Consider the following 22,382-nt stretch of genomic DNA (forward strand, 5'->3'; position numbering starts at 1 on the left):
GGTTGAACATCCGACCGGTCGGGCGGCGAACCATCGGAACCCATAACCGGGAACTCTTTGCGTCGGGGGTCGGAGTGGGAGTATGAAAGATTGGGTCATCGACGACGAGAACCTCTCGCTCGAACGGAAATCCCTTCTCCCGGGCGAGGGCTTTTTCTTTCCAGATTCGTTCGAAGCACAACAAGAAGAACAGGAAGCGAAGGAAGAACTGACGGGAGCGGAGCGGGCGGTCGTCGCCGACCCGGACGCCGACGGATTGGCCGCCACGGCGCTCGTCCGCGAGGCGTACGGCGAAACGGCGCTCATCGACGCGGGACCACACGACCTCGCGGACGCGCTCGAACGGGTCGTCGAGTACAGCGAACCCGGCGCGACCGTGTTCATCTGTGACCTCTGTCCCGACGCCTACGAACCGGTCGCACGGGAACTCGAAACGCTGGTCGAGGAGGCGGACGAAGTGTTCTGGTTCGACCACCACCAGTGGGACGACGCGGTGGCCGACGCGATTCGCGCCCTCGGCATCGAACTCGTCATCGGCGAATCGGACGAGGAGTGCACCGCCGACGTGGTTGCCCGGTCGCTCGACTACGACTTCCCGGACTACCTCGTCGAACTCGCGGAAGTCACGCGGGACCACGACCTGTGGCTCCGGAACGACCCGCGGAGCGACGACCTCGCGGACTACTCCTACTGGGCGGAACCCGAGGAGTACATGGAGGTCATCCAGGCCAACGGCGCGGACCTCCCCGAGGACGTCGAGGAGTTCCTCGCGGAACGGCGCGTCGAGAAGGAAGCCCTCATCGAGCGGGCGGTCGAGCGCGCCGACATGAAACAGATCGGCGACTGGACGGTGGGCGTCACCTACGGTCGTTGTTCGCAGAACGAAGTCGCCGAAGCGATGCGCGAGCGAGGCGCGGACGCCTCGGTCGTCGTCAAACCCGCCGGGAGCGCGAGCATCCGCGGGACCGACGAGTTCGAGCGCTGCCACGAGGTCGCACGGCAAGTCAACGGGGGCGGCCACCCGAAGGCGGCGGGGTGCAAGCCGAGCATCTACGACGACATGCTCGATTACGCCCACCACTGGACGACACAGGGTGCGGTGACGAAACGAGTGATTCTGGAGGCGTTCTGGAACCTGAAACACGCAGACGACGAGGCGGCGGAGGAGTTCGAAGCGGGCGAGACGGACGAAGCGGACGAATAAACGTTCGGCGGAAGAGTCGAACCGCGTTCAGGGAAGCAACGACAGCGCGAGTTCTTTCTGCCGCGTCGCGTCTTTTTCCGGGTCGTCGCTTCCGCGATACCACAGGTCGAACCACGCGAGGGCGCACAGTTGCGCGACGAAGCGATAGGCCCGCTGTCGCCGACGAAACGCATCATCGCGGGTCAGTTCATTGGTCTCCGCATAGCCTTCCAACAGCGCGTCGTGGACGATTGCCCGGCGGTCGGCGTCGAGCGGACGCCGACCGCACAGGTAGTGTTCCGTCGTCGCGAGGTCGAACTCGTGGTGACCGGTGAACTGGTTCCCCCAATCGAGGACCGTCCGAACGGCACCCGTCTCCGAATCGACGAGGAGGTTCCCGAAGCGGTAGTCGTCGTGGAGGAGCACCGGCTCGGGGTCCTCGGGAACGGCTTCGAGATGGCTATCCAGACCGGCGCGCAGGTCGTCGGTCAGGTCGGCGAATCGCTCCGACTCCTCGATACGCGAGAGGTTCGCCTCGGCGTAGGAACGAACCCGTGCGGGCCAGTCAGGTTCGAGGTCGGCGAGCGAGAGGTCGCCCGCGCTCGGTTCGGCGTCGACATCCATCCCCGCCCGAAGCCATCCGTAGCCGTCGAACGTGGCGGCGGCGTGAAGTTCGCCGAGGTGTCGCCCGGCATCGTGCGCCGTTCGGGAGAGGGCATCGTCGGTCAGCGACGGCGGGCCGGAAACCGCCTCGCCGGGTGCCCGCTCCATCAGGAAGAAGGGTGCGGACAGGTCGTCGTGCTCGTCGACGTACCCGAGGACGTTCGGTACCGGAATCCCCGTTCGGCGATTCACGAAGTCGAGGATTCTTGGTTCCACCCGAAACGACGGCGGGTCCACGAACGAGCGGGATTTCAACACGCAACTCCGGTCCCCGTCCGGCATCTCGACGGTGACGAAGAACACGTCGTCGGTCCCCTCGTCGGCCGGTACCACGTTCGTGACCGTCCGCTCGCCGAGGATTTCCTGCACCAATCGCGGCACGCGCTCGGTCTGCAGAGTCGTATCCGTCATAGCTTCGACGGTCGGTGACTCGCGGCCACGGCGGTAGAAACCTTGTGGTGTCGAGCCGCCAACAGCAACTCGACCGACTCGATTCGTTTAATCCGGGGCGCGACGAGGCCCCGGTATGAGCATTTTCGAGACTGACGACGCCATCGTCGGCATGATTCACCTCCCCGCCCTTCCGGGGTCGCCCGGTTTCGACGGGAACTTCGACGCCCTCCGGACCCGCGCGCTCACCGACGCTCACGCGCTCGAATTCGGCGGCGTGGACGCCATCATGGTCGAGAACTTCGGCGACTCGCCGTTCTACCCCGACGACGTGCCGAAACACGTCGTCGCCTCGATGACGCGCGTCGTCACCGAACTCCGGCAGGCCGTGGACTGCCCCATCGGCGTGAACGTCCTACGAAACGACGCGGAAGCGGCCCTCTCGATTGCGACGGCCGCAAACGCGCGGTTCATTCGGGTGAACATCCACACCGGCGCGCGCCTGACCGACCAAGGTGTCGTCGAAGGCAGCGCGCACGAGACGCTCCGCCTCCGCGACGAACTCGACTCCGACGTAAAAATTCTCGCCGACGTGGACGTGAAACACTCCGCGCCGCTGGCCGACCGCCCCGTGACCGAACTGGTGGACGAAACCCTCGGCCGCGGCCGCGCGGACGGCGTGGTCGTGAGCGGCGTCGGAACGGGCCACGAAGTCGATACCGACATGCTGGAGTCGGTCGTTTCCTGCCGGGACGAACTCGGGTCGGACGCGCCGGTCCTCCTCGGGAGCGGCACGACGGCCGAGAACGTGCGCGACCTCCTCGACGTCGCGGACGGCGCAATCGTCGGGACGGCGCTCAAGGAGGGCGGCGAGACGACGAACCGCGTGGACGAATCGAAGGTGCGAGAGCTGGTTTCGAGGGTCTGAGTTCGAGAGCGCGATTTCGGCGACGGTTTGTACTCTCAATCGCCCGTGTGAAGGTCGGACAGACTCGTCTGCGAAATCGAACTGGATACCTCGTTCGCCCCGAACAATCGAGTGTGCGCGTTCGTAACGCGACGACCGACGACGTCGAGGCGGTGCGGGCAGTCCACGCCGAATCCATCGCGGAACTCGGACGCGAGGGCTACGACGAACGGCAGGTGGCCGCGTGGGCGGAAGGCTGCGAGTCGGCGGAGTACACGCCTGCCATCGAAGCCGATGCGGGGGTGTTCGTCGTCGCGGAGGACGGAGGCGACGTCGTGGCGTTCGGTACCGTCCGGTTCGAACCACCAAAAGAGCACGCGGCGGCGGTAGACGGCGAAGTCACCGGCGTGTACGTCCACCCGTCCGTCGCCCGAACGGGAGTGGGGTCCGCGGTCCTCGCGGAGTTAGAGCGTCGCGCGAGCGAGCAGGGAACGCGAACGCTCGGCCTCGCGGCGTCGCTGAACGCGGTCCCGTTCTACGAAGCACACAGATACGAGCGTGTGAGAGAGTGCGCTCACGAGTTTTCGAGTCGCGAGTCAGCGGGCGTGACGGGAACGGTCGTGGAGATGAAAAAGAAGCTGTGAGACGAACCGTTTACAGGAACGCTTCGACGTCTTCTTCGGTCGGAAAGCCGCCCCTCGCACCCTCCGCACCGCAGTTCAGCGCCGCCACGGCGGCCGCGAACTCGCCCGCTTCTTCCGCGCTCCGCTCCCCGAGGAGCCACCGGTGAATCAGTCCGGCGGTGTGGGCGTCGCCCGCGCCGGTCGTGTCGGCGACGGGCACGTCGAAGGCCGGAATCTCGGTGACGCCCGACCCGTCGAACAGGAGCGCGCCGTCCCGGCCGCGGGTGACGGCACCGCGTTCGACGCCGCGGGCGCGGAACTCCTCGACCGCTTCGCGCGGGCCGACGCCGAGGTACGAGCGGACCGGCACCTCGCTCGTGACCAGCAGGTCGAAGACGGAAAGCGCCTCGTCCAGCGTCTCGCGGGTGACGCCCCGACCGTCGAGTTCCGAGAGCGGCCCCGCGAGGTCGAAGGCGAGGGGGGGCAGGTCGTCGTTTCGGCGTGCGGAGACGAGGCGGGAAACGACATCGTCGGGTGCGTAAGCGCTGGTGAAGACGACGCGGGATTGCCGGAGGTAGTCGAGGTCGGCGTCGGTCAATCGGAGCGCGGGGACCGCATCGCCGCCCGCGATTATCATGCGCTCGCCGTCGGGGTCGCGGAGGATGAGACAGTACGAGGAGTCCTCGTCGCCGCGGCGGACACGGGTGGCGTCGATGCCGCGGTCTTCGAGGTCGGTTTCGACGAACGCACCGTCCTCGTCGTCGCCGACGCGCGCGACGACGCCGGTTTCGCGTCCGAGTCGCGTGAGGGCGGTGGCGACGTTGGCCGCGACCCCACCGGCGGACCGCGATTCGTCGCGGACGAACGCCCCGCCGTCGGGTTCCGGGAGGTTCGACAGCGAGTACACGCGGTCCACGAGCGCGCTCCCGACCGTCACCGCGTCGAATGCCATTGTCGGGTGGTTGCGGCGGGGCGGGAAGTCGGTTGCGCTACGGCCTGCGGAACACGTAGGTCAGCCCCGCCCGTTCGATTCGAATCACGCCCGCGTCGTGGTCGAAGACGACCGAATCGGCCCGTCCGTCGAACTCGTGGAGCGGCATTCCCGCCGTCACGTGGCCGTCCCGCGCGACGGTGAACCGGGCGACGCCCATCCGCGCGACGAGTTTCGGCCCGTGGTCGTCCACGTCCGGTGCGAACCGGCGAAGGTTGGTTTCGATTTCCCCCCAATCCGCGATGGGCACACGCTCTTCCATACCCGAAAATCGCTCGGGACGGGCAAAGCGATGTCGGCGAGAATGTGAGAATGTAAGTCACGACACGTCCGGACGCTCGACGCCGGTGAACGAAAACAGCGCGCCACCGGCGTCGCTCTCGTCGATGGAGAGGCCCCAATCGTGCGAATCGGCTATCTGCTGCACGATGCTCAACCCGAGTCCGGTCCCCGCCTCTTCGGTCGAGTAGCCCGACTGTAACACCTGTTTTCGGTGGTCTTCCGGGATTCCGTGACCGTCGTCCGCGACGTAAAACCCGTCGCACGTCGAGCCGACGGTGACGGTGACGTCGTCGCCGCCGTGTTCGACCGCGTTCCGAAACAGGTTCGCGAACAGTTCCGTCAGGCGGTCGCGGTCGGCGAGGAGTCGTCCGTCGGCGGGGCCGGTATCGACGGTCGCGGACTCGCTTTCGATGCCGTCCCACACGTCGGCGGCGAACTCGTCGAGGACGACCGTTTCGAGCTTCAGCGTCTTTTGCCCCTCGCGGGCGATTTCGAGGAGGTCGGAGATGATGGCCTCGATTCGGTCCGCGGCCCGCTCGATTTCGTCGAAGTGCTCCGATTCGCCCGTTTTGCGGGCGAGGTCGAGATACCCGTAGACGATGCTCAACGGGCCGCGAAGGTCGTGTGAGACCCGACTCGCGAACTCGTCGAGACGCTCGTTTTCCCTTACGAGCGCCTTTTCGCGCTCCTTCCGTTCGGTGACGTCCCGAACCGCACACACGTACTCGTCGTCCGGGGCGGCGGAAATCGTGAGCGTCAGCGCGAGCGTGCGCCCGTCCTTTCGTTCGCCCGTGATTTCACCGCTCCACTCTCCGGCGGCATCGACCGTCGAGACGACCTCCGACGAGAGGGTAGCCACGGCGTCGTCCGTGAGCGTCGTCGCCCAGTTCCGACCGATGAGCGTCTCCGCGTCGTACTCGAACAGGTCGGCGTAGGCGTCGTTGACGTAATTGAACCGGAAGTCGTCAGTGAGCAACGCGATACCCTCACGGGCCGTGTCGATGGCTCGAAAGCCCCGATGAACTTGTTTTTCCACGTGGCGGTGTGACACCGCTTGCGTGATTTGGGACGCCAGAGTAACGAAGCGTGCACCGGACGTTCCCTTCTGGAGATAGTTCGTCGCGCCGGAGGAGATAGCACGGCTTGCGACATCCTCGCTTCCCGTCCCGGTGAAGACGATGAACGGGAAGTACGGACGGCTCTCGCGCACGGTTTCGAGAAGTTCCAACCCCGAACAGTCTCGGAGTTCGTACTCGCTGACGAGACAGTCGATATCGACGTCACGTTCGAAGAGCCATTCGACGGCATCGTCGGCGTTCGTCACGCCGATGACATCCTCGATGTCGTCCTTGCGTTCCAACGTCTCCCGGGTTAGTCGAAGGAAGTCCTCGTCGGTATCGACGTGGAGCACACGGAATGCAGGGGGAAAATCGTGACCGATAGAAACCGGGTCTACATTCGCCATGCAGTTTTCACTATCAAGAGAGCTAAAGGGCATATATTTAACTGATTGGGGACGGACGCCCGAGCCCGAATACCGACTCTGCCGAATTCCCGGGCTACCGCTCGCCAGCGACCCACTTGTGGGAAAACGAGGTGCCACAGGAGCAGTAGGCGTACGCGTGGATGACGTCGCCCTCGGCGTACAGGCCGCCGACCTCCTCGTTTTGCTCCTCGGCGAACGCGAAGACGAACTCCACGTCGTGGTCCCCCTCCGGGCAGTCAGCGCCCGCGAGGTCCGCCGCGACGGTTCCCTCGGCCCCCATCGCCTCCTTCGCAAAGCTCATCGCGTCCATCCCGGTCGCCTTCTTGAACACGTTTCGTCCGGTTTCGCCCGGAACGACCAACAGCACACCGCCCGGAACCGATTCGCCGTAGTCGGCGAGTTTGTCCCCCGACACGAACGAATCGGCGAGAAAGAGCGCAACGTCGTCGGGGCGGTCACCGGCGAGGAACTCGTCGCGGGCGCTCATTCGTCGTCAACCTGCCGTGCGATGTCGGCGAGACTCCCGTTCGGCGCTTCCGTCGCCTCGTAGACGGCCCGCGAACCGGGTTCGCGGATTCCGTACTTGAACCCCTCTTCGACGACGTCGATGAGAACCGACTGGCCGAACGAGCGGTTGCTGTCGGCGAACCACTCGGAGAGGCGGTTTTCGCCCTCGCCCGGATTCCGAGCGAGTCGCGGAGTGTCGTATACCCCCCGGATGAGGCGACCGTCGCCGGTCAGCGGCCGTTCGATTCGGGCGCGATACTCCGTGTCGTCCATGACGACGCGGACGAGTTCGTCCGCCGGAAAGGAGTCCTCGTCGTCCGCAGGAATCTCGATGTTCGCACGGTTCGTCGCACCCGCCTGCGCCAGTGTCGCTCTGACGGTTTCAGTCGTATCACTAGAAACCCGTTGCGTCATAGTCGTGAAAAGATGGTGTAAATGTTTGAGTGTTCCGCCGCGTTACTCGTCGTCTTCCTCGTCGCCCTCGCCGTAGAGGGACTCGACGGATTCGTCGCCGTACTCGGAGATACGGACGTTGAGTTGTGCGACTTCCTCGCTGACTTCCTTCCCGCGGACCGAGATGCGTCGTCGCTCGCCGTCTCGCTCGGGGTTGTAGCCCGTACCGCCTTCGAGGAGCACGTCCTTGAGGTTCGGACCGGCGACGTCGCCGCGCATCGGGCGACCGGCGTTGTCCGACCCACCGGTGATTTCGACGGAATACCCGTCGAGACCGACGGCACTGCCGTCGACGTCCTCGCCGATGGACTTGCCGAGGAATCGGTTCGCGTCCTGTCCGTCTACTTCGCGCTGATAGGCCGCCCCGGAGTCGGGGTCAGCAACGACGACCTGAAAGTTTGCCATACGGAACGAATATCGGTCCCTCCCTAAAAGGACATCGAAACCCACTCTCCCGGACGAAACCGCTTTCCGCAATCCGGTCGTGTTCCGGAGGCGGGGGAGGATGACAGACGCATATTACTTCGTCAGCGACCTTCACGTCGGGGGCGACGAGCAGTTACAGGAGTGTGAGTTCGAAGACGAGTTCGTCGAGTTCCTACGAACGCTCGAAACGACGGACGAGGACGCCGAACTGATAATCCTCGGCGACGCGTTCGGCCTCTGGGAGTTCACCCAGTCGGCCGGGATGACGAAGTTCGACCTGCTCGTCGAACACCATCCGAAGCTGTTCGAGCAGTTCCGGAAAACGGGAGAAAACGTCCGCATCACGCTCATCCCCGGCAATCACGACGCCGAACTGGCGGGGTATCCCGAGTACGAGGAGCGACTGGCCGAGTACAACGTCACCCTCGACCCGACGCTCTCGCTCACCAGACGCGTCGCCGGGAAGAAGATTTGGATCGAACACGGCATGCAGGAGGACGCGCACAACCGAATGCCCGAGTTCGGCAACCCGCGAGCCAATCCGCTCGGCTACTTCGTCAACCGCCACATCACCGGGAAAGCCGGACAGCTCTCGGGGCGGGGAAAGTACAACTGGCTCAAGGACATCCAGTCGCTCACGCCGTTGGAGGAGATACCGGACTGGATGGCGTCGAACTACTTCTACCGCGAGATGAACCCGTTCCTCCGCTACGGCGCGCTGCCGTTCCTGTTGCTCTTTCAGGTCAGCCTCATCTACCTGCTCGTCCTCGTCTTCGAAGCGTCCGGGGTCGTCGGGTCACACGCCGTTTCGAACTTCACCACGTCCGTCCTCCGGCAGTTGGGGGTCGTCGGCGACGTCGTGGAGTTCGTCATCTACGTGAACCTCGTCGTCGTCGGGCTCCTGCTCGTGATATCGATACCGCTGTACTTCTTCGCCCGCGACGTGCGAAAGACGCTCGAACGGTTCGGCCTCGTCAGGAAAGAGAAACCCGAGGAACCGTCGGACGCGCCCTACGTCGCCGCCGCCGAGGACGTGTTCGAGGAGTATCCCGACGTCGTGGCGTACATCTACGGCCACACCCACCGCGTCTCGCTGACGAACGTCGGCGAGCACGTCATCATCAACACCGGGACGTGGCTCAAGCGACTGCACCGGACCTCGACGCTCATCGGCATCCTCCCGCCGGTGTACTACCCGTCGTTCCGACTGAACTACTTCCGAATCGGCGAGGAAGAGGAGAATATCGTCGTCGAGTACCACACCATCGAGAAGGAAGCGCCGAAAGAGCTGACGCTCCTCCAGCGGTTGCTGACGCGTCGGCCGAAGGTGGAGAACGACGTTCCGAAACGGACGGTCATCGAAGCGTCGGAGAAGGAAGCCACCGAGGAGACGCCGACCGATTCGGCCTCGTGAGACGGGCGCGAACGGTCGGGATGGACCCGCTGGGGGGTCAGTTACACCGAATCGTGCCGTTCCGGAGGAACTCAACCGAGGGTCCCGCGTCGTCGTCGCGTCCGTGTATTTCGACGACGAGTTCGTCGGATTCGTCGCCCCCCGAACAGTCCGAGTTCGGGTAGAAGCGATACCGGCGTTCCACGTCGGCGTCCTGGAGCGAGGCGCGAACGCGATATTCGCGGCTCTCGACAACCCCCGTCCGCTGACGTTCGAACGCTGCCTTTCCGTCCGCTGGTGTGTTGAGCCTGAATCGGTTCCGGAACACCGTTTCATCGCTATCCGTCCGCAGCAGTTCGAGCAGGAGGGTGTGGCTTCGGGAGTCGAAGTTCAACAGCGTTACAGTGAGGCGTTTCTCGGAGAAAGACAGGGCGGAACAACCCGCGAGTGACGTCGCTCCGAGACTCGCACCGAGTCGGAGGACCTCGCGGCGAGACGGTCGGGACATCGGTTTTCGGTAGCGATTCGGCGGATAATACAGTTGTGAATACTGTCCGATACACACGGTATTTCGGCGGATTCGAAAGGAATCTATCTTACGGGGTGGTTACCGCTGATATACCGCCGAAACGTTCGGTTGGTCCGGCGGTCGCTGGTATGGGCGCGGTTCCGGGCGAACCGGGACCCGAAACCGAGGGGAATTGCGAGTTGGTTCATCCCGCAAGACCCGTTGGCGGAGTAGCGAAAGCGACGGAACAGCGAACGAAGTGAGCGATAGGCGCGCCGTATTTTCAGGGAACTAGCAATCGTACCGCGAGCGCCTCGGAAGCGAGCGGACCGACGACTGAGCGGAGCAACGCGAAGCGAAGGAGGAGTGTTTTTGGTCCAGATTTTTATCGAGGGTCGCGCGGTTTGCGACCCTCGCAATAAAAAGATGGGTTCTAGAACGGGTACCGCCGCTGGTCGCGCTGGACGGAAATCCACTTCTCCTGCGTGAGTTCCTCGACGATGGCGTCACCGTCGTAGCGGCCGATTCCGGAGCCTTTCACGCCGCCGAACGGGACGTGGGGTTCCTCGTTGATGGGTTGGTCGTTGATGTGGACCATCCCGGCGTCGATGGCGTCGGCGAGGTCCTGCGCGCGCCCGAGGTCGCCCGCGTGGACCGAGGCGGCGAGGCCGTACTCGGTCGCGTTGGCGAGTTCGACGGCCTCCTCGTCGGAGGAGAACGGGATGACCGGCGCGATGGGACCGAACGTCTCGTTGCACGACGCGGACATGTCGTTGGTCGCGTCGGAGAGGACGGTCGGCTTGACGAACAGGTCCTCGTGGTGGCCGCCGGTTTCGAGCGTCGCGCCCTCTTCGACCGTCGATTCGATGTAGTCGAGCATCTGGTCGCGCTGGCCCTCGTCGATGATTGGGCCGATGACGTTGTCGCGGTCGGTCGGGTCGCCGATGGGAAGCGACTCGGCGCGCTCGGTCAGTTTCTCGACGTACTCGTCGTACACGTCCTCGTGGACGAGGTGGCGGTTGATGGAGATGCACACCTGCCCCTGGTGGAGGAACGACCCGAACACGGCCGAATCGATTGCGGCGTCGATGTCCGCGTCCTCGGTGACGACGTGGGGGTTGTTCCCGCCGAGTTCCATCGCGGGGAGCGCGAGGTTCTCGGCCGCGAGGCTGGCGACGTGTTTGCCGACTTCCGTCGAACCGGTGAACGCCATCACGTCGAGTTCGGGGTGGGACGCCATGCGGTCGCCGATTTCCGAACCCTTGCCGGGGACGACGTTGAGCAGTCCCTCGGGCAGTCCGGCCTCCTCGAAGATTTTGGCGAGGAGCAGACCGCCGGTGACGGGAGTCGGCGAGGCGGGCTTGAGCACGACCGCGTTGCCGAGCGCCAGCGCGGGCGCGACGGCGCGCATCGAGAGGTTGAACGGGAAGTTCCACGGCGAGATGACGCCGACGACGCCCATCGGGATTCGCTTGACGTGGTTTTCCTTCCCCGGAATCATCGAGTCCTTGATTTCGCCGCCGACGCGGAAGGGGAACTCGGCGGCCTGCTGGGTGATGCCGCGCGCGGTCTGCCACTCCGCGAACGCTTTCATGTTCGCGCTTCCGGACTCCACCGCGAGCGAGTGGAGAATGTCGTTTCGGTGCTCGTCCAGCAAGTCGAGCGCGGATTGGATGACGCCGATTCGCTCGTTCGGCGATTGGTCCGCCCAGTCGGCCTGTGCCTCCGCGGCGGCCTCGTAGGCGCGGTCTACGTCGTCCTCGGTCGCTGCCGGAACGGACGCGATTTGCTCTCGGGTCGCCGGGTTCGTCACGTCGATTTCGTCCCGGTCGCCGCCGTCGATCCATTCGCCGTCGATGTAGAGGGCGTTCCAGTCGCCGTCCAAGGTGTAGGCTCTGTCCGACATCACACTGAACTCCGGCCTTCGGCCCGATAAAGGGACAGGAACCGGCGGCGGTGTGGCGTTTTACTCGAGTTCGAAGAACGGATACGTCGGCGTTCGGAGGGAACGTCGTGGAGTCAACCGAGGTGACTCGTGAGGGCACGACGAAAAGTATCGAAATTATACATAGACATGTATTTTTCCACTATTTTCAGGAATAAAAACTCAGAGCGAGCATTATTGCAATCAAGTCCGAAATGAAAAGTGCATGTGGAGAAGAAGCTTCGTTTCGGCCGCTGGTGCGTTCGGTACCCTCCTGTTCGGGAGCGAATCGGTTCGCGGAACCGCCGACCGGTTCGATGAGCGGACGGACGCGTGTTCACGGCCGTCCCCGCCGTCGAAGACCGTCATTCACCTGTCCAGCGGCGAGTCGCCCGCACAAGAACACGCGCTGTTGAACGCGAAGAACCTGCTCGACGACGAGACCGTTCCGGTCAAGGACCTCGTGTTGCTGGCGAACGGGAAGGGGATTCTCGTCTACACCCCGCCAACGGACGACAACGAGTTCGCGGACCGCATCGCGTCGCTACAGGAACGGGGCGTCACCTTCCGCGCGTGTGAGAACGCGATGGAGATGCTGAACGTGACCGAAGACGACCTCCTTCCGGGCGTCGAACCCGTCCCCTCCGGCGTCGGCGAACTGGCCCGCCTGCAGGAGCTGAACTACGGATACATCAAGGCCCCGTGACCGCGAGTCGGTGATTCTTTGCGGGGCGGTCGAAACCGACGAAGAAAAACGGCTTCGTCCGTTAGACCCCCCAATGAATATCCAGTTTCTCGGCGGGGCGCGCGAGGTGGGCCGGAGCGCGATTCTCGTCAACGACTCCCTCCTCCTCGATTACGGGATGCTGACCGGGAATCCGCCACAGTATCCGGTCGGCGACGTGAACCCCGATGCCGTCGTCGTCTCCCACGGCCATCTGGATCACGTCGGTATCCTTCCCTCCCTGCTCTCGGGCGACGAGCGCCCGCCGATTCACTGGACGCCGCCGACCTACGAACTGACGCGCATCCTCGCGCGGGACACGCTGAAACTGCACGGCGGGAGCTACGACTGCCCGTTCACCGAGGCCGAACTCAAACGGGTGACGCAAGTGTCGGAACCCCACGGCTACCGCGAATCGTTCGAGGCGGCGGGCCACGAAATCACGTTCTACAACGCGGGCCACATCCCCGGAAGCGCGCACGTGCTGGTGGACGACGGCGAGACGCGACTGCTGTACACCGCTGACTTCCACACCGGCGACCAGCGACTGCTGTCCGGAACGACCGCTCGCCCCGACGCAGACGTGGTACTCTGTGAGAGCACGTACTCGGACGTGGAACACGGCGAGCGGTCCGCGACGGAGCGGGAGTTCGCGGAGAGCGTGAAGACGACGATTTGGGAGGGGGGCACCGTCGTCGTTCCGGCGTTCGCCATCGGCCGGACACAGGAGATGCTCATGGTCTGTGAAGCGCACGACATCGACTGCTACGTCGACGGAATGGGAAAGCAGGTCACGCGGATGCTCCGCCAACACCCCGAGTTCGTCCGCGACCCCGACGCCCTCCAGCGGGCCGTCTCGAACGCGCGGTTCGTGACGGGGCGGAACGGCCAGCGCAAGCGAATCGCGCGGAAGAACACCGTCATCGTGACGACTTCGGGGATGCTTTCGGGCGGTCCGGCGATGACGTACATCCCCGAAATCCGCGCCAATCCGGTCAACAAAATCACGATGACGGGCTATCAGGTCGAAGGGACGCCCGGACGGGACCTGCTCGAAACCGGACGCGGCGAAATCGACGGCCGCGTCATGCCCGTCAGCGCGCAGGTCGAGTCCTACGACTTCTCCGCCCACGCCGACCGGGACGGCCTCCTCGAATTTTTGAATTCCTACCGCGACGCCACGGTGCTGGTCAACCACGGTGACAGGTGCGCGGCGTTCGCCGAGGAGTTACGGGCCGACGGCTACGACGCGAGCGCGCCCGAACTCGGAAGTCGATTCGAAATCGACGCGGACGCCGCGCCGACGGAAACGACTCGCCCTTAAATAGTTCGGGACCACCACTTCGACCAGCGGCCGTTCGGTTCCCGCTGCCATCGCTGGTGAACCTTCGGCCGACGGGCCGCTTTCGGCGCGTCTTCGAGGCCGAAGACGACGAGTCGCCCGTCCGAGGTTCGGGCGACGTCGAGTCCGGCGCAGCGGACCTTGCCGAATCGCTCCCACAGCGACCAGTCGCCGTTCGGTGACTGCTGTGCCAAACTGTGTAGTCGTCGGCCGGTGATGAACACGACCACCCGACCGGCCTCGTCCCGACCGGTAGCGACGGATTTCGCCTTCGGCCGGTGGAATATCTCGAAATCCTCCGGGTAGCTCAGTTCGCTCCACGTCTCCTCCCACTCGGTGTCCTCGAACCCGACTTGCCGGGTGTGAATCGGAACGTCGTCGTCCCGAACGAGAAACGCCATGAAGCGTCCGTCTTTGTTCTCGCCGACGGCGAGCGAGTGGCCGTTCGCTCGTCCGCGTCGGTGCCAATCGGCCCACTCGTCGCCGTCCGGTTCGAGCTGCCAGCAGTGATGGACCCCGTACAGGAACTCCTTTTCGGCCGCCGTCAGGCCCGCCCCTTCGTCGGCGTAGTTGAGCAGGAACACCTGTAACCGCTCCTCGGCGTCGCGCTCGACGACGATTTCGTCGCCCGCTCGGTCCCCTCGGGACTCCCAGTCGGTCCACGCGGTGCCGTTCTGCTCCGTCTGCCTCGTGTGGAATGTCCCGGTCGTCGGGTCGGTGACGAAGACTTCGAGTCGTCGGTCGCCGTTGGGCGCGACCGCGACCGACCCGCCCGGACGGGGGTCGTCGGCGAGCGGACGCCACCCCTCCCAGTCACCGGTCGTGGAATCCGAATCGGCCGCCTCCCGGCGGGTGTGATACGTCCCGTTCGACGGGTCCGTGACGAACACTTCGAGGCGACCGTCCTCGTTTCGACCGACCGCTATGGACGTTCCCTCGGCCCCGTCCAGGCGCTCCCACTCGGTCCACTCCGTTTCCGACCCCACCTGCCTGCTGGTGTGAACCTCGCCGTCGAGAAGGACGAACAGTTCGAACTGACCGTTCTCGTTTCGCTCCGTCGCTATCTTCATGCGTTACTCCTCCGTCTTCGGCAGTCGAACGAGGTCTTCGGGGTTCTGCGAGGCGAATACCACGATGGACCCCTCCTGTCGTTGCTTTTTGAGCAGGTCCTCGCCCATCTCGCGGTCGAGGTCGGCGAATATCTCGATGGCGGTGAGGACGTCCGGTTGTGGAACCCCGCGACGAGCGGGCGGCAGTCGGCCGGTCGCCGCGACCTTCTCCTCCAGCATGACCCGCACGTACTCGGCGATGTCTATCGTGTCGCTCAACTGCTCGTGCCACGACGGCGGATAGACGCTGACGTTCTCCCCCACCCGATAGAGGTTGTTTCCGGGCGTCCACGTCGACGAATCCGTCAGTCGCTCTTCGAGCAGCGCGTGAGTGCGGTCCCTATCGTAGCCGAGCGCGTCGGCGTAGGCGTCGAGGCACTCCATCGAAATCCCCGGTTCCTCCCCGTGGTGGTGACGTTCGAGGTACGTCACGAAGTCGTCGATCTGATACTCGCGGTCGCGGAGCGAGAGGTCATCGACCAGTTTCTCATCAACAATGACCATGACACTCAGTTCGACCGACAACTCGATAAAAGTCCGCAGAACCGTTCTGAGAACTCGCTGCTAACCGCTACCAGCACTCGCGTCTGTTTCATCGCCGTGGAACGGATGAAAGTAGCGGTACACCAAGGGAGGGTGAGCGGTCGCGATGGCTACCGAACACACACGGGGTGTCGAACATGTTCGGATGAAATCGGATGACGACGGGCAGCGTAGGACGAGTCGCATGACACGAATCGACGTCCGCGACCTGCCACCGTCCGAACGCCACGAGACCATCCACGCGGCATTCTCCGACCTCGGCCGCGGCGAGACGCTGGAACTCGTCAACGACCACGAACCGAAGCCGTTCTTCTACGAGTTGCAGGCCGAGGACCCGACGTTCGACGCCGAGGGCTACGAAGCCGAACAGCGAGGACCGGAGGAGTTCGTGGCCCGGTTCCCGAAGACGACGACGAGTTCGGTCGTCCACCTCGACGACCTCGACGAGACGCCGCACGCGGTCGTCTTCCCCGACAGCGAACCGAAGACGGTTCGCCTCCGCTTGGCGGCGGGCGAAAGCATTCCCGGCCACCAACACCCGGACCGTCAAATCGTTCTCTACCTCGTGTCCGGCGAGATGAAACTCGACGTCGGCGACGAAACGCGAGACATCGAAACGGGAGACGTCGTGCGATTCGACGGAGAACAGGAGGTCGCACCGCATGCGACGAGCGACAGCACGGCGCTGCTCGTGCTCGCACCGCGGGCCACGGACGCCGACTGAGGGACGCGACGACCGACACCGAACGACCGGCCGCGAATCGACCGTTCGTGACCGAGAGGCCCTGGATATCGAGCTCTCCGAACATGTTCGCACACGGATTCTCGGTTCCGGGAGTCGTCTAGAGACGTATGAAGACCGAATCGAACGCGGGAGTGGAGTCGGGTGGAACAGTCGAATCGAGGGAAGAACGCTCGACGGACGAAACCACCGTCGAGGTGCGCTGTACGGGGCACGTCCGGGACGCGGTAGGGTCGCCGAGACTCACGTTCACCTTCGAGGGGACGACGCTCCGCGAATTCCTGACCGCATTCTTCTCGGAGTACGACGTCGAGGACATGCTCATCGCCGAGACGGAGGCCGATGCGACGACGCGAGGATGGGCGACGGTCCCCGGAGAACTCCCCGGAACGTGGCGAAAGAACCCGGAAGGAGAGCAAACCCGCGCGTACGCACGAGTGGCCATCAACGGGACCTTCAACGAGCACATCGACGGATTGAACACCCAATTGGAGGACGGGGACCGCGTAGCGCTGATGTACCCGTTCATCTACTGTTGCTGAGTCGGGACGGGTCGGTCGGAGCGGAGTAGCCGGGCGAGGCGGTCGGTGCGAGGTGGAATACGGGACTACTCGTCGGTGCCGACGTACTGCTTGATGACCTTCCCTTCCGCTCGGTGGAGCGTCTCGCTGGCCGTCGATTTGGCGACGTCGGTCATCGCCGCGAGGTCCGTGAGCGTGCAGGTTCGCGGCGAGTCGTAGTAGCCGCACTCGACCGCGGTCGTCAGCAGTTGTCGTTGGCGCTCGGTGAGCAACCGCTCGGAAGCCGTCATCTCGCGGACGAACTCCACGTCGAAGGCGATGTCGAACAGTTCCAGTTGCGTCCCGAGCGTCGAGAGTCGCTCGTGCGAGGCGGTGACTTCGAGCGTGGCCTCCCCGTCGCGGAAGGTTATCGGCAGTTCGAGCGGAACCCCCGACTCCTGCATCGAGAGGAGGAGAATCGGGTCGGTCGTCTCGAACCGGACGAGCGCCGTCTCCTCGGACGCGCGGAGGGGTTCGACGTCGAGAACGTCGTCGTACGCCGCCATCTCGCGGAGAATCGAAGGGATGTCGGTCGAGGTCAGTTCGAGAAGTCCGACGCCGGTCTGCTCGGCCGGAAGCGCCGCCAACACCCGGAACTCCGCGGTCGGATGGTTCGCCGAGAGGTCACCGACCCAAACGTCCGTCGGAATCGTAATCGTGAGTTTCGCGGTCGCCATCGTCCGTTCATTCGCCCCGTGCGTGGAAACCGATTTCGAACGTGTCCGAAATCGAGAATCTAAAACGAGAGGTGCGAGGACGAACTCGGCACGTCGTCTTCGTCGTCCTCCTCGATGCCGCCCTCGTGTGCGAACTCACACGTTCGGTCGGTCAGGTAGACGTCACCGTCGTCCACCGTAACGTCCACCGTAACGAGGGTCGAACCGGCGGCCTTCCCGTTGTCACAGTGGCCGGAACAGCCGTCGAACATGGACCCGTGTTTCGGGCAGATGATGTCCCCGTCGCGCATCGCCGCGCCGAAACCCCGGTCGAGTCGCTGGTCGGTTTCGTGCTGGCAGAAGTTCTTCCACGCGGTAATGCAGTCGTCGCCGTGGACGAGAACGACCTCCTCCTTCGACCCGTCGCGTTCCCGTACCGTGAACAGAAACGAGTCGTTTTCGGGGAGGTCCTCGACCGTCGTCAAGCGGGGTGCGTCGTCCGTCTCCATACGCATCCCGTTCGCGCCACGACAATTAAAATAATCCCTCCGTCGGGGAGAACGTCAGTGGCTGACGGACTTCGACCGTCGGAAGTCGTAGGTCACGCCGGTCAACTCCTCCGAGGTGTCCCAGAGGCGTCCGGCCACCGCTTCGTCGTAAGAGCGGTCGCCGGACGACTGGACCGAAGGCGGGCCGCGCATGTTCATCAATCCGTCGGGGCCGACGTACTCGCCGCCCGTGATGCCGCCAGCGGTCGCGGCGTAGAGCATCGGCAGGGCACCGCGTTGGGCGCTCTGGGCGAGGACCGCGTTCGCGATGCGCATCGTCCACAGGCGAAGGGTCGAACCTTCCTGTCTCGGGCCGCGACCCTGGAGGTTCGTGCTCGCGTAGCCGGGGTGGCAGGCGACGCTCGCCACGTCGTCGATACCGGCGTCGCCGAGTCGCCGGTCGAGTTCGTAGGCGAACAGCACGTTCGCCAGTTTGCTTTGAGCGTAGGCGTCCCACTTGTCGTACTCGCGTTTGCCCTGCAAATCGTCGAAGACCATCTCCCCGTTCTCGTGCAGGCCGCTGCTCTGGGTGACGACGCGCGTCTCGCCGTCGGTTTCGAGCAGCGAATCGAGTAGGAGTCCGGTGAGCGCGAAATGTCCGAGGTGATTGACGCCGAACTGCAGTTCGAACCCGTCCGCCGTTTCGTCCCGCGGGACCGCCATCACGCCCGCGTTGTTACAGAGGACGCACAGGTCGTCGTACTCGGACTCGAAGCCGTCCGCGAAAGCGCGAATCGACGACAGGTCCGCGAGGTCGATTTCGCGCACGTCGAGCGTCGCATCGGGAGCCTCGGTGAGAATTTTCCCCTTCATCGTCTTCGCGTGATTCGTCCGTCGGCAGGCCATGACGACGGACGCTCCCTTTCGGGCGAAGGCGCGCGTCACCTCGTAGCCGAGGCCGCTGTTCGCGCCCGTGACGATTACCGTCTCGCCAGTCATGTCCGGCATTCTCTCTGCGGTCCACCCGGAATCGGTCATGGAACCGCCTACGGCCGCCCGGTACAGAAAGTCACCGCCCAACGAGGTGGGACTGGGACCATCTATCCGCTTACTATCTGCCCATCTGTCACCCTCCGCCGCCTATCTGTCCACACTCCGCCTGCTATCAATCCACCGTCGGACACTACAACCCGCCCGCTCCCGTCGGCGCGTCGGGGAGGTCCGCCGGTTCGACCGGGATGCCGAGTTCCTCCAGCGCGGCTTCGAGGTGTTCGCCCTTCGCGTACTCCGAGCCGTCCTCCTCGCGCTTTCGTTGAGCGACGGCGAGCACTTCCGCGCGCCTGTCGTCCGGGATGTCGAACTTGTCCGTCGTCAGTTCGATGGTCAGCCCGTTGTGGTCGGAGGTGTACAGCGAGTAGAAGATGCTCCGGTCGAACTCGTTGTATCGGAGACCGTGCGCTTCGAGGCGCTCGCGCACCTCCTCGATGCGCTCCGGGTCGAACCGGAACGCGAGGTGGTGAACCGCACCGATACCAGTTCGCTGTGGCGCGGGATTCGACTGGCGGCCCTCCTCGACGAAGAACGTGATGATGCGGCCGTCGCCGCTGTCGAAGAACAGGTGCGTGACGTTCGGCGCGTCGAGGTTCGGCTGGCGGAGAACGAGCGGCATCCCGAGGATGTCCCGGTAGAACTCGACCGTATCCTCCTCGTTGCTCCCGATGAGCGTGATGTGGTCGGTTCCGGTCAGCGGGACCGCACCGTCGGGGCGTTCGGCGGTAATCGGTGCCTCACCGTCGGTGGAAGGTTCGTCGGACATGGCGTTCTCGGTTCCTCGTTGGTCCCGAACGACGATATACCCTCGCGGACGGGAACGTCACCACCTGACATCGATGTCAGTGGGAGAAATCGACGAGGAGCTACCGGTACGCACCGACGGTCCACGCGAGGCGGGGAAACACCAGCGCGCTTCCGACCGACAGGAGCACCGCGACCGTCGCCGTCGGAGCGGGCGAGTGAAACGCGAGGTCGATAGCCGTCCCGAGATAGGCCACGGCGGCGATGACGACGTTGTAGTACAGCAACCGGAGAAAGAAAAGCGCGGGCGTCACCGGCGGCCAGTCGACGTCGAGCCACGGACCGCGGAACGTCCCGACGCAGAGGACGAGCGCCAACCACGCGAACAGCGCGGCGAACTTCAACGGTACGTTGGGTTCGGCGTCCATCAACCCGTAGAAGGCGGGCAACCCGAGGAAGGTCACCTCCCCGACCGCGAAGAAGACGCTTTCGACCCACTGCTCGACGCCCTCCTTCTCGTCGCGCGGGCGAAGTCGGCGCTCCTCCGTCGAGTAGTCGGTGCTGCGGCCAGTCACGCGGGAAAATTGCGCGGCTTCGTAGATAAACGTGGGGTGCGAACGAAAGACTCGCATCGGGACGTCCGTTCGGGCGGTTCCTTTTTACCCCGTCCGCCCAATCCACGAACGATGACTAACGGCCCGGGAGATGAGCCACCGGCGGACCGCAAGTCGCCGGTCGGAAAGCCCGTCATCCGCGGGAACGCGTCGATCACCGGTTCGCACGCACGAGAAGCGAAGGCGTTCGACCCGGACGACCCGGAGAGCGTTGCCGAGGCGGCGCGAACCGTCCGCGCGTTTGCGGGTGGCAGTCCGGGGAGCGAAGACAACGTGTACATGTTGCGCGGAGCGGCGGCCTGTGCAGCGCTCGTCCGTGGCGTCGGGTCCTACAAAGAGGCCGCGGAACGAGCGGGGGGCGAAACAACGGTCTCCTTCATCCGAAAGTGGGCGCGGGTGCACGACCTCCCGCGGTCCATTCGACGCCACGTCGCCGTCGGCCACATCGCTCCGACGGCCGCCAAACACATCGCCCGGGTGGACGGCGACGCGCGCTACCAACTGGCGTGGGCGGTCCTCGACAACTCGCTGACTGTGCGCGAGGTGCGCGCCATCGTCAGCGACATCAGCGACGGGGCACCCCCGGAGCGCGCGCTCCGAAACCACGGCGTCACGCTCGGCGAGGTGACGCTTTCGCTCCCGCCGGACCTGTACCGCGAACTTCGACGGGAGGCCGCACTCGCCGACGAGGAACCCGAACACGTGGTCGCCCGGGCGCTCGAAAAGGAACTCGGCTGAAAACGGAAGTTAATCGAGGAACGTGCGGGCCGTCTCGGTGAGGACCGTTCCTGCAGTCACGACGTCCAGCCAGTGAACGGTCTCGTTCGGGAAGTGCGCCTGTTCGATGGTCCCCGGTCCGAACAGGGCCGTGGGGATTCCCGCGGCGACGTAGTGGCGCGAGTCCGCGCCGTAGGTTTCGCCGCGGAGCGTCGCGTCGAGTCCCTCACCGTCCATCGCGGACTGGAGCGCGCCGACTATCGGTTCGTCCGCGTCCGTCTCCGCGGATTCGAACTGGATGGAAAACCGTTCGAACGTCGGCGGATGGTCACGAAGCCACTCGTTCTCCCCGACCACTTCGGCGAGCCGCTCCTCGTACATGGCCTCGACTTCATCGACCGTTTCGCCCGGCGCGACGCCGAGGCGCATCTCCGCGGTGAGCGTCGCGGGGACGGACGACGACCACGTTCCCGCCTCGACCGTCCCGAACACGATGGGCCACGGAATCGGAAACTCGTCGTACAGCGGATGCGTAACCGACTCGCTCCGCTCGGCTTCGAGGTCGAAGAACGCCCGCCGGATGTCCTCGAAGTGAGGGTAGACGCTCTCCCCGCGCCACCGCGTCGCCGCGTGCGCGGAGCGACCAGTAAGGCGTAGCCGTTTCATGACCGTTCCCTCGACCGCAACGACCGGCGTGAGGTCGGTGGGTTCGGCGACGATGGCCGCGTCGCGCTCGAACGGATAGGGATTCGAGAGGGCCGCCGCCGCCGCACCCAGTCCGCCCTCCTCCTCGCCGACGACGCTTTCCACGACGAGTCGGCCGTCAAGATTCCGACCCCCGGCGTCCTCGTGGAGGTGTTTCGCCGCGAAGACACAGGACGCGAGTCCGGATTTCATATCGACCGCGCCGCGAGCTGTGAGGTCGTCGCCCTCCAACGTCGGTTCGAAAGGGTCCGTGTCCCACGATTCGCGGGCCACGGGCACCACGTCCATGTGCCCGTTCAGGACGAGCGTCGGGCCGTCGTCCGGGTCGCCGAACTCCAGGACACCCGCGACGCTCGGGCGCTCGACGAGGGTCGGCCCGTCGGCGCTCGCCTCGGTGTGTTCGATGGCGGCAGGGTCGTCCGGGAAGGACGGATGTTCCGCCAACCGCTCGGCGTCGGCCGTCCACTCGTACGTCTCGAAGCCCATCTCCGAGAGCCGGTCGGCGAGCCACTCCTGTGCGGGGCCTTCGTTACCGCCCGTCGTGTCGAACGAACAGAGTCGTTCGGTGAACGCGCGCAACTCGTCACCCTGTTCGGTTTCGAAGTCGGTCATGGTTCAACAGTCGTGACCGGGGGAGAAAACGATGTTCACC

At 64.8% G+C, this 22,382-nt stretch carries 26 protein-coding genes; 9 read left to right on the top strand and 17 right to left on the bottom strand.

Annotation, left to right across the window (positions count from 1 at the left end; translation table 11 throughout):
• The first annotated feature begins 82 nt into the window (after positions 1-82).
• Positions 83-1,204: a DHH family phosphoesterase gene (locus tag V5735_RS10175; protein WP_423743417.1), complete on the top strand. Its 1,122-nt coding sequence runs from the start codon at positions 83-85 to the stop codon at positions 1,202-1,204.
• A 27-nt stretch (positions 1,205-1,231) separates the two neighbouring features.
• On the opposite strand, the gene V5735_RS10180 is transcribed toward V5735_RS10175, so the two are convergent.
• Positions 1,232-2,257 (bottom strand): phosphotransferase family protein, encoded by a 1,026-nt coding sequence (locus tag V5735_RS10180; RefSeq protein ID WP_423743418.1) that lies wholly within the window; start codon positions 2,255-2,257, stop codon positions 1,232-1,234.
• Between the two features lie 115 nt (positions 2,258-2,372).
• On the opposite strand from V5735_RS10180, the gene V5735_RS10185 reads away from it, so the two are divergent.
• Positions 2,373-3,164 (top strand): BtpA/SgcQ family protein, encoded by a 792-nt coding sequence (locus V5735_RS10185; protein ID WP_423743419.1) that lies wholly within the window; start codon positions 2,373-2,375, stop codon positions 3,162-3,164.
• Between the two features lie 113 nt (positions 3,165-3,277).
• Positions 3,278-3,787, top strand: coding sequence for a GNAT family N-acetyltransferase (locus tag V5735_RS10190; RefSeq protein ID WP_423743420.1), 510 nt, complete (start codon positions 3,278-3,280; stop codon positions 3,785-3,787).
• A gap of 10 nt (positions 3,788-3,797) precedes the next feature.
• On the opposite strand, the gene V5735_RS10195 is transcribed toward V5735_RS10190, so the two are convergent.
• From V5735_RS10195 to V5735_RS10220, 6 genes are all read right to left on the bottom strand, one after another.
• On the bottom strand, positions 3,798-4,718 hold the full coding sequence (locus V5735_RS10195) for a carbohydrate kinase family protein (RefSeq protein WP_423743421.1): 921 nt from the start codon (positions 4,716-4,718) through the stop codon (positions 3,798-3,800).
• 37 nt (positions 4,719-4,755) lie between these two features.
• Positions 4,756-5,019 carry a hypothetical protein gene (locus V5735_RS10200; protein WP_007980152.1) on the bottom strand — a complete coding sequence of 88 codons (264 nt, stop codon included), beginning with the start codon at positions 5,017-5,019 and terminating at the stop codon, positions 4,756-4,758.
• A 57-nt stretch (positions 5,020-5,076) separates the two neighbouring features.
• Entirely contained in the window at positions 5,077-6,504 is a 1,428-nt protein-coding gene (locus V5735_RS10205; RefSeq protein ID WP_423743422.1) for an ATP-binding protein, read from the bottom strand.
• A gap of 94 nt (positions 6,505-6,598) precedes the next feature.
• The gene (locus V5735_RS10210) at positions 6,599-7,012 is read right to left on the bottom strand and encodes a DUF5807 family protein (protein WP_423743423.1); all 414 of its coding nucleotides are present in this window, start codon (positions 7,010-7,012) and stop codon (positions 6,599-6,601) included.
• Positions 7,009-7,446, bottom strand: a complete 438-nt coding sequence (locus V5735_RS10215) for a DUF7112 family protein (protein WP_423743424.1) — start codon at positions 7,444-7,446, stop codon at positions 7,009-7,011. The genes V5735_RS10210 and V5735_RS10215 overlap by 4 nt, the downstream gene beginning before the upstream one ends.
• Before the next feature lie 42 nt (positions 7,447-7,488).
• Complete coding sequence (locus V5735_RS10220; RefSeq protein WP_423743425.1) at positions 7,489-7,890, bottom strand: 30S ribosomal protein S6e; 402 nt, start codon at positions 7,888-7,890, stop codon at positions 7,489-7,491.
• A gap of 100 nt (positions 7,891-7,990) precedes the next feature.
• On the opposite strand from V5735_RS10220, the gene V5735_RS10225 reads away from it, so the two are divergent.
• The gene (locus V5735_RS10225) at positions 7,991-9,325 is read left to right on the top strand and encodes a metallophosphoesterase (protein ID WP_423743426.1); all 1,335 of its coding nucleotides are present in this window, start codon (positions 7,991-7,993) and stop codon (positions 9,323-9,325) included.
• A 37-nt stretch (positions 9,326-9,362) separates the two neighbouring features.
• Here the strand turns inward: V5735_RS10225 and V5735_RS10230 are convergent, their stop codons facing one another.
• Together V5735_RS10230 and V5735_RS10235 are read right to left on the bottom strand one after the other, a co-directional pair.
• The gene (locus V5735_RS10230; protein ID WP_423743427.1) at positions 9,363-9,812 is read right to left on the bottom strand and encodes a hypothetical protein; all 450 of its coding nucleotides are present in this window, start codon (positions 9,810-9,812) and stop codon (positions 9,363-9,365) included.
• Positions 9,813-10,245: 433 nt separating this feature from the next.
• Positions 10,246-11,718 (bottom strand): aldehyde dehydrogenase family protein, encoded by a 1,473-nt coding sequence (locus V5735_RS10235; protein WP_423743428.1) that lies wholly within the window; start codon positions 11,716-11,718, stop codon positions 10,246-10,248.
• Between the two features lie 244 nt (positions 11,719-11,962).
• Between V5735_RS10235 and V5735_RS10240 the strand changes: the two genes are divergently transcribed.
• Positions 11,963-12,442, top strand: coding sequence for a DsrE family protein (locus V5735_RS10240; protein WP_423743429.1), 480 nt, complete (start codon positions 11,963-11,965; stop codon positions 12,440-12,442).
• Positions 12,443-12,515: 73 nt separating this feature from the next.
• The gene (locus V5735_RS10245; protein ID WP_423743430.1) at positions 12,516-13,784 is read left to right on the top strand and encodes an MBL fold metallo-hydrolase; all 1,269 of its coding nucleotides are present in this window, start codon (positions 12,516-12,518) and stop codon (positions 13,782-13,784) included.
• Here the strand turns inward: V5735_RS10245 and V5735_RS10250 are convergent.
• Entirely contained in the window at positions 13,781-14,872 is a 1,092-nt protein-coding gene (locus tag V5735_RS10250) for a hypothetical protein (protein ID WP_423743431.1), read from the bottom strand. The genes V5735_RS10245 and V5735_RS10250 overlap by 4 nt on opposite strands.
• A gap of 3 nt (positions 14,873-14,875) precedes the next feature.
• Entirely contained in the window at positions 14,876-15,415 is a 540-nt protein-coding gene (locus V5735_RS10255) for a hypothetical protein (protein WP_423743432.1), read from the bottom strand.
• A 223-nt stretch (positions 15,416-15,638) separates the two neighbouring features.
• Here V5735_RS10255 and V5735_RS10260 point away from each other — a divergent pair, with 223 nt between their 5' ends.
• Positions 15,639-16,178: a DUF2249 domain-containing protein gene (locus V5735_RS10260; RefSeq protein ID WP_423743433.1), complete on the top strand. Its 540-nt coding sequence runs from the start codon at positions 15,639-15,641 to the stop codon at positions 16,176-16,178.
• 128 nt (positions 16,179-16,306) lie between these two features.
• A complete protein-coding gene (locus V5735_RS10265; RefSeq protein ID WP_423743434.1) occupies positions 16,307-16,738 on the top strand; it encodes a MoaD/ThiS family protein in 432 nt (143 codons plus the stop codon).
• A gap of 65 nt (positions 16,739-16,803) precedes the next feature.
• Here the strand turns inward: V5735_RS10265 and V5735_RS10270 are convergent, their stop codons facing one another.
• The 5 genes from V5735_RS10270 to V5735_RS10290 form a co-directional block, all read right to left on the bottom strand.
• Entirely contained in the window at positions 16,804-17,433 is a 630-nt protein-coding gene (locus V5735_RS10270) for a helix-turn-helix domain-containing protein (RefSeq protein WP_423743435.1), read from the bottom strand.
• 59 nt (positions 17,434-17,492) lie between these two features.
• Positions 17,493-17,921, bottom strand: a complete 429-nt coding sequence (locus tag V5735_RS10275) for a Rieske (2Fe-2S) protein (protein ID WP_423743436.1) — start codon at positions 17,919-17,921, stop codon at positions 17,493-17,495.
• A 54-nt stretch (positions 17,922-17,975) separates the two neighbouring features.
• On the bottom strand, positions 17,976-18,938 hold the full coding sequence (locus tag V5735_RS10280) for an oxidoreductase (protein ID WP_423743437.1): 963 nt from the start codon (positions 18,936-18,938) through the stop codon (positions 17,976-17,978).
• 145 nt (positions 18,939-19,083) lie between these two features.
• Positions 19,084-19,716 (bottom strand): VOC family protein, encoded by a 633-nt coding sequence (locus V5735_RS10285; RefSeq protein ID WP_423743438.1) that lies wholly within the window; start codon positions 19,714-19,716, stop codon positions 19,084-19,086.
• A gap of 100 nt (positions 19,717-19,816) precedes the next feature.
• Positions 19,817-20,269 (bottom strand): hypothetical protein, encoded by a 453-nt coding sequence (locus V5735_RS10290; protein WP_423743439.1) that lies wholly within the window; start codon positions 20,267-20,269, stop codon positions 19,817-19,819.
• Positions 20,270-20,380: 111 nt separating this feature from the next.
• Between V5735_RS10290 and V5735_RS10295 the strand changes: the two genes are divergently transcribed.
• Positions 20,381-21,046, top strand: a complete 666-nt coding sequence (locus V5735_RS10295; protein ID WP_423743440.1) for a DUF7119 family protein — start codon at positions 20,381-20,383, stop codon at positions 21,044-21,046.
• A 9-nt stretch (positions 21,047-21,055) separates the two neighbouring features.
• Here V5735_RS10295 and V5735_RS10300 read toward each other — a convergent pair whose 3' ends face one another.
• Positions 21,056-22,342 (bottom strand): M20/M25/M40 family metallo-hydrolase, encoded by a 1,287-nt coding sequence (locus tag V5735_RS10300; protein ID WP_423743441.1) that lies wholly within the window; start codon positions 22,340-22,342, stop codon positions 21,056-21,058.
• Positions 22,343-22,382: the final 40 nt, after the last annotated feature.

This window comes from Haladaptatus sp. SPP-AMP-3, from assembly GCF_049568665.1.
Taxonomy (GTDB): domain Archaea; phylum Halobacteriota; class Halobacteria; order Halobacteriales; family Haladaptataceae; genus Haladaptatus; species Haladaptatus paucihalophilus.

What these genes read in the sequence shown, in the direction of transcription:
- V5735_RS10175 (WP_423743417.1), top strand. Translation starts at nt 83, where the DNA reads ATGAAAGATTGGGTCATCGACGACGAGAACCTCTCGCTCGAACGGAAA.
- V5735_RS10180 (WP_423743418.1), bottom strand. Translation starts at nt 2,257, where the DNA reads ATGACGGATACGACTCTGCAGACCGAGCGCGTGCCGCGATTGGTGCAG.
- V5735_RS10185 (WP_423743419.1), top strand. Translation starts at nt 2,373, where the DNA reads ATGAGCATTTTCGAGACTGACGACGCCATCGTCGGCATGATTCACCTC.
- V5735_RS10195 (WP_423743421.1), bottom strand. Translation starts at nt 4,718, where the DNA reads ATGGCATTCGACGCGGTGACGGTCGGGAGCGCGCTCGTGGACCGCGTG.
- V5735_RS10200 (WP_007980152.1), bottom strand. Translation starts at nt 5,019, where the DNA reads ATGGAAGAGCGTGTGCCCATCGCGGATTGGGGGGAAATCGAAACCAAC.
- V5735_RS10205 (WP_423743422.1), bottom strand. Translation starts at nt 6,504, where the DNA reads ATGGCGAATGTAGACCCGGTTTCTATCGGTCACGATTTTCCCCCTGCA.
- V5735_RS10210 (WP_423743423.1), bottom strand. Translation starts at nt 7,012, where the DNA reads ATGAGCGCCCGCGACGAGTTCCTCGCCGGTGACCGCCCCGACGACGTT.
- V5735_RS10215 (WP_423743424.1), bottom strand. Translation starts at nt 7,446, where the DNA reads ATGACGCAACGGGTTTCTAGTGATACGACTGAAACCGTCAGAGCGACA.
- V5735_RS10220 (WP_423743425.1), bottom strand. Translation starts at nt 7,890, where the DNA reads ATGGCAAACTTTCAGGTCGTCGTTGCTGACCCCGACTCCGGGGCGGCC.
- V5735_RS10225 (WP_423743426.1), top strand. Translation starts at nt 7,991, where the DNA reads ATGACAGACGCATATTACTTCGTCAGCGACCTTCACGTCGGGGGCGAC.
- V5735_RS10230 (WP_423743427.1), bottom strand. Translation starts at nt 9,812, where the DNA reads ATGTCCCGACCGTCTCGCCGCGAGGTCCTCCGACTCGGTGCGAGTCTC.
- V5735_RS10235 (WP_423743428.1), bottom strand. Translation starts at nt 11,718, where the DNA reads ATGTCGGACAGAGCCTACACCTTGGACGGCGACTGGAACGCCCTCTAC.
- V5735_RS10240 (WP_423743429.1), top strand. Translation starts at nt 11,963, where the DNA reads ATGTGGAGAAGAAGCTTCGTTTCGGCCGCTGGTGCGTTCGGTACCCTC.
- V5735_RS10245 (WP_423743430.1), top strand. Translation starts at nt 12,516, where the DNA reads ATGAATATCCAGTTTCTCGGCGGGGCGCGCGAGGTGGGCCGGAGCGCG.
- V5735_RS10250 (WP_423743431.1), bottom strand. Translation starts at nt 14,872, where the DNA reads ATGAAGATAGCGACGGAGCGAAACGAGAACGGTCAGTTCGAACTGTTC.
- V5735_RS10255 (WP_423743432.1), bottom strand. Translation starts at nt 15,415, where the DNA reads ATGGTCATTGTTGATGAGAAACTGGTCGATGACCTCTCGCTCCGCGAC.
- V5735_RS10260 (WP_423743433.1), top strand. Translation starts at nt 15,639, where the DNA reads ATGACACGAATCGACGTCCGCGACCTGCCACCGTCCGAACGCCACGAG.
- V5735_RS10265 (WP_423743434.1), top strand. Translation starts at nt 16,307, where the DNA reads ATGAAGACCGAATCGAACGCGGGAGTGGAGTCGGGTGGAACAGTCGAA.
- V5735_RS10270 (WP_423743435.1), bottom strand. Translation starts at nt 17,433, where the DNA reads ATGGCGACCGCGAAACTCACGATTACGATTCCGACGGACGTTTGGGTC.
- V5735_RS10275 (WP_423743436.1), bottom strand. Translation starts at nt 17,921, where the DNA reads ATGGAGACGGACGACGCACCCCGCTTGACGACGGTCGAGGACCTCCCC.
- V5735_RS10280 (WP_423743437.1), bottom strand. Translation starts at nt 18,938, where the DNA reads ATGACCGATTCCGGGTGGACCGCAGAGAGAATGCCGGACATGACTGGC.
- V5735_RS10285 (WP_423743438.1), bottom strand. Translation starts at nt 19,716, where the DNA reads ATGTCCGACGAACCTTCCACCGACGGTGAGGCACCGATTACCGCCGAA.
- V5735_RS10295 (WP_423743440.1), top strand. Translation starts at nt 20,381, where the DNA reads ATGACTAACGGCCCGGGAGATGAGCCACCGGCGGACCGCAAGTCGCCG.
- V5735_RS10300 (WP_423743441.1), bottom strand. Translation starts at nt 22,342, where the DNA reads ATGACCGACTTCGAAACCGAACAGGGTGACGAGTTGCGCGCGTTCACC.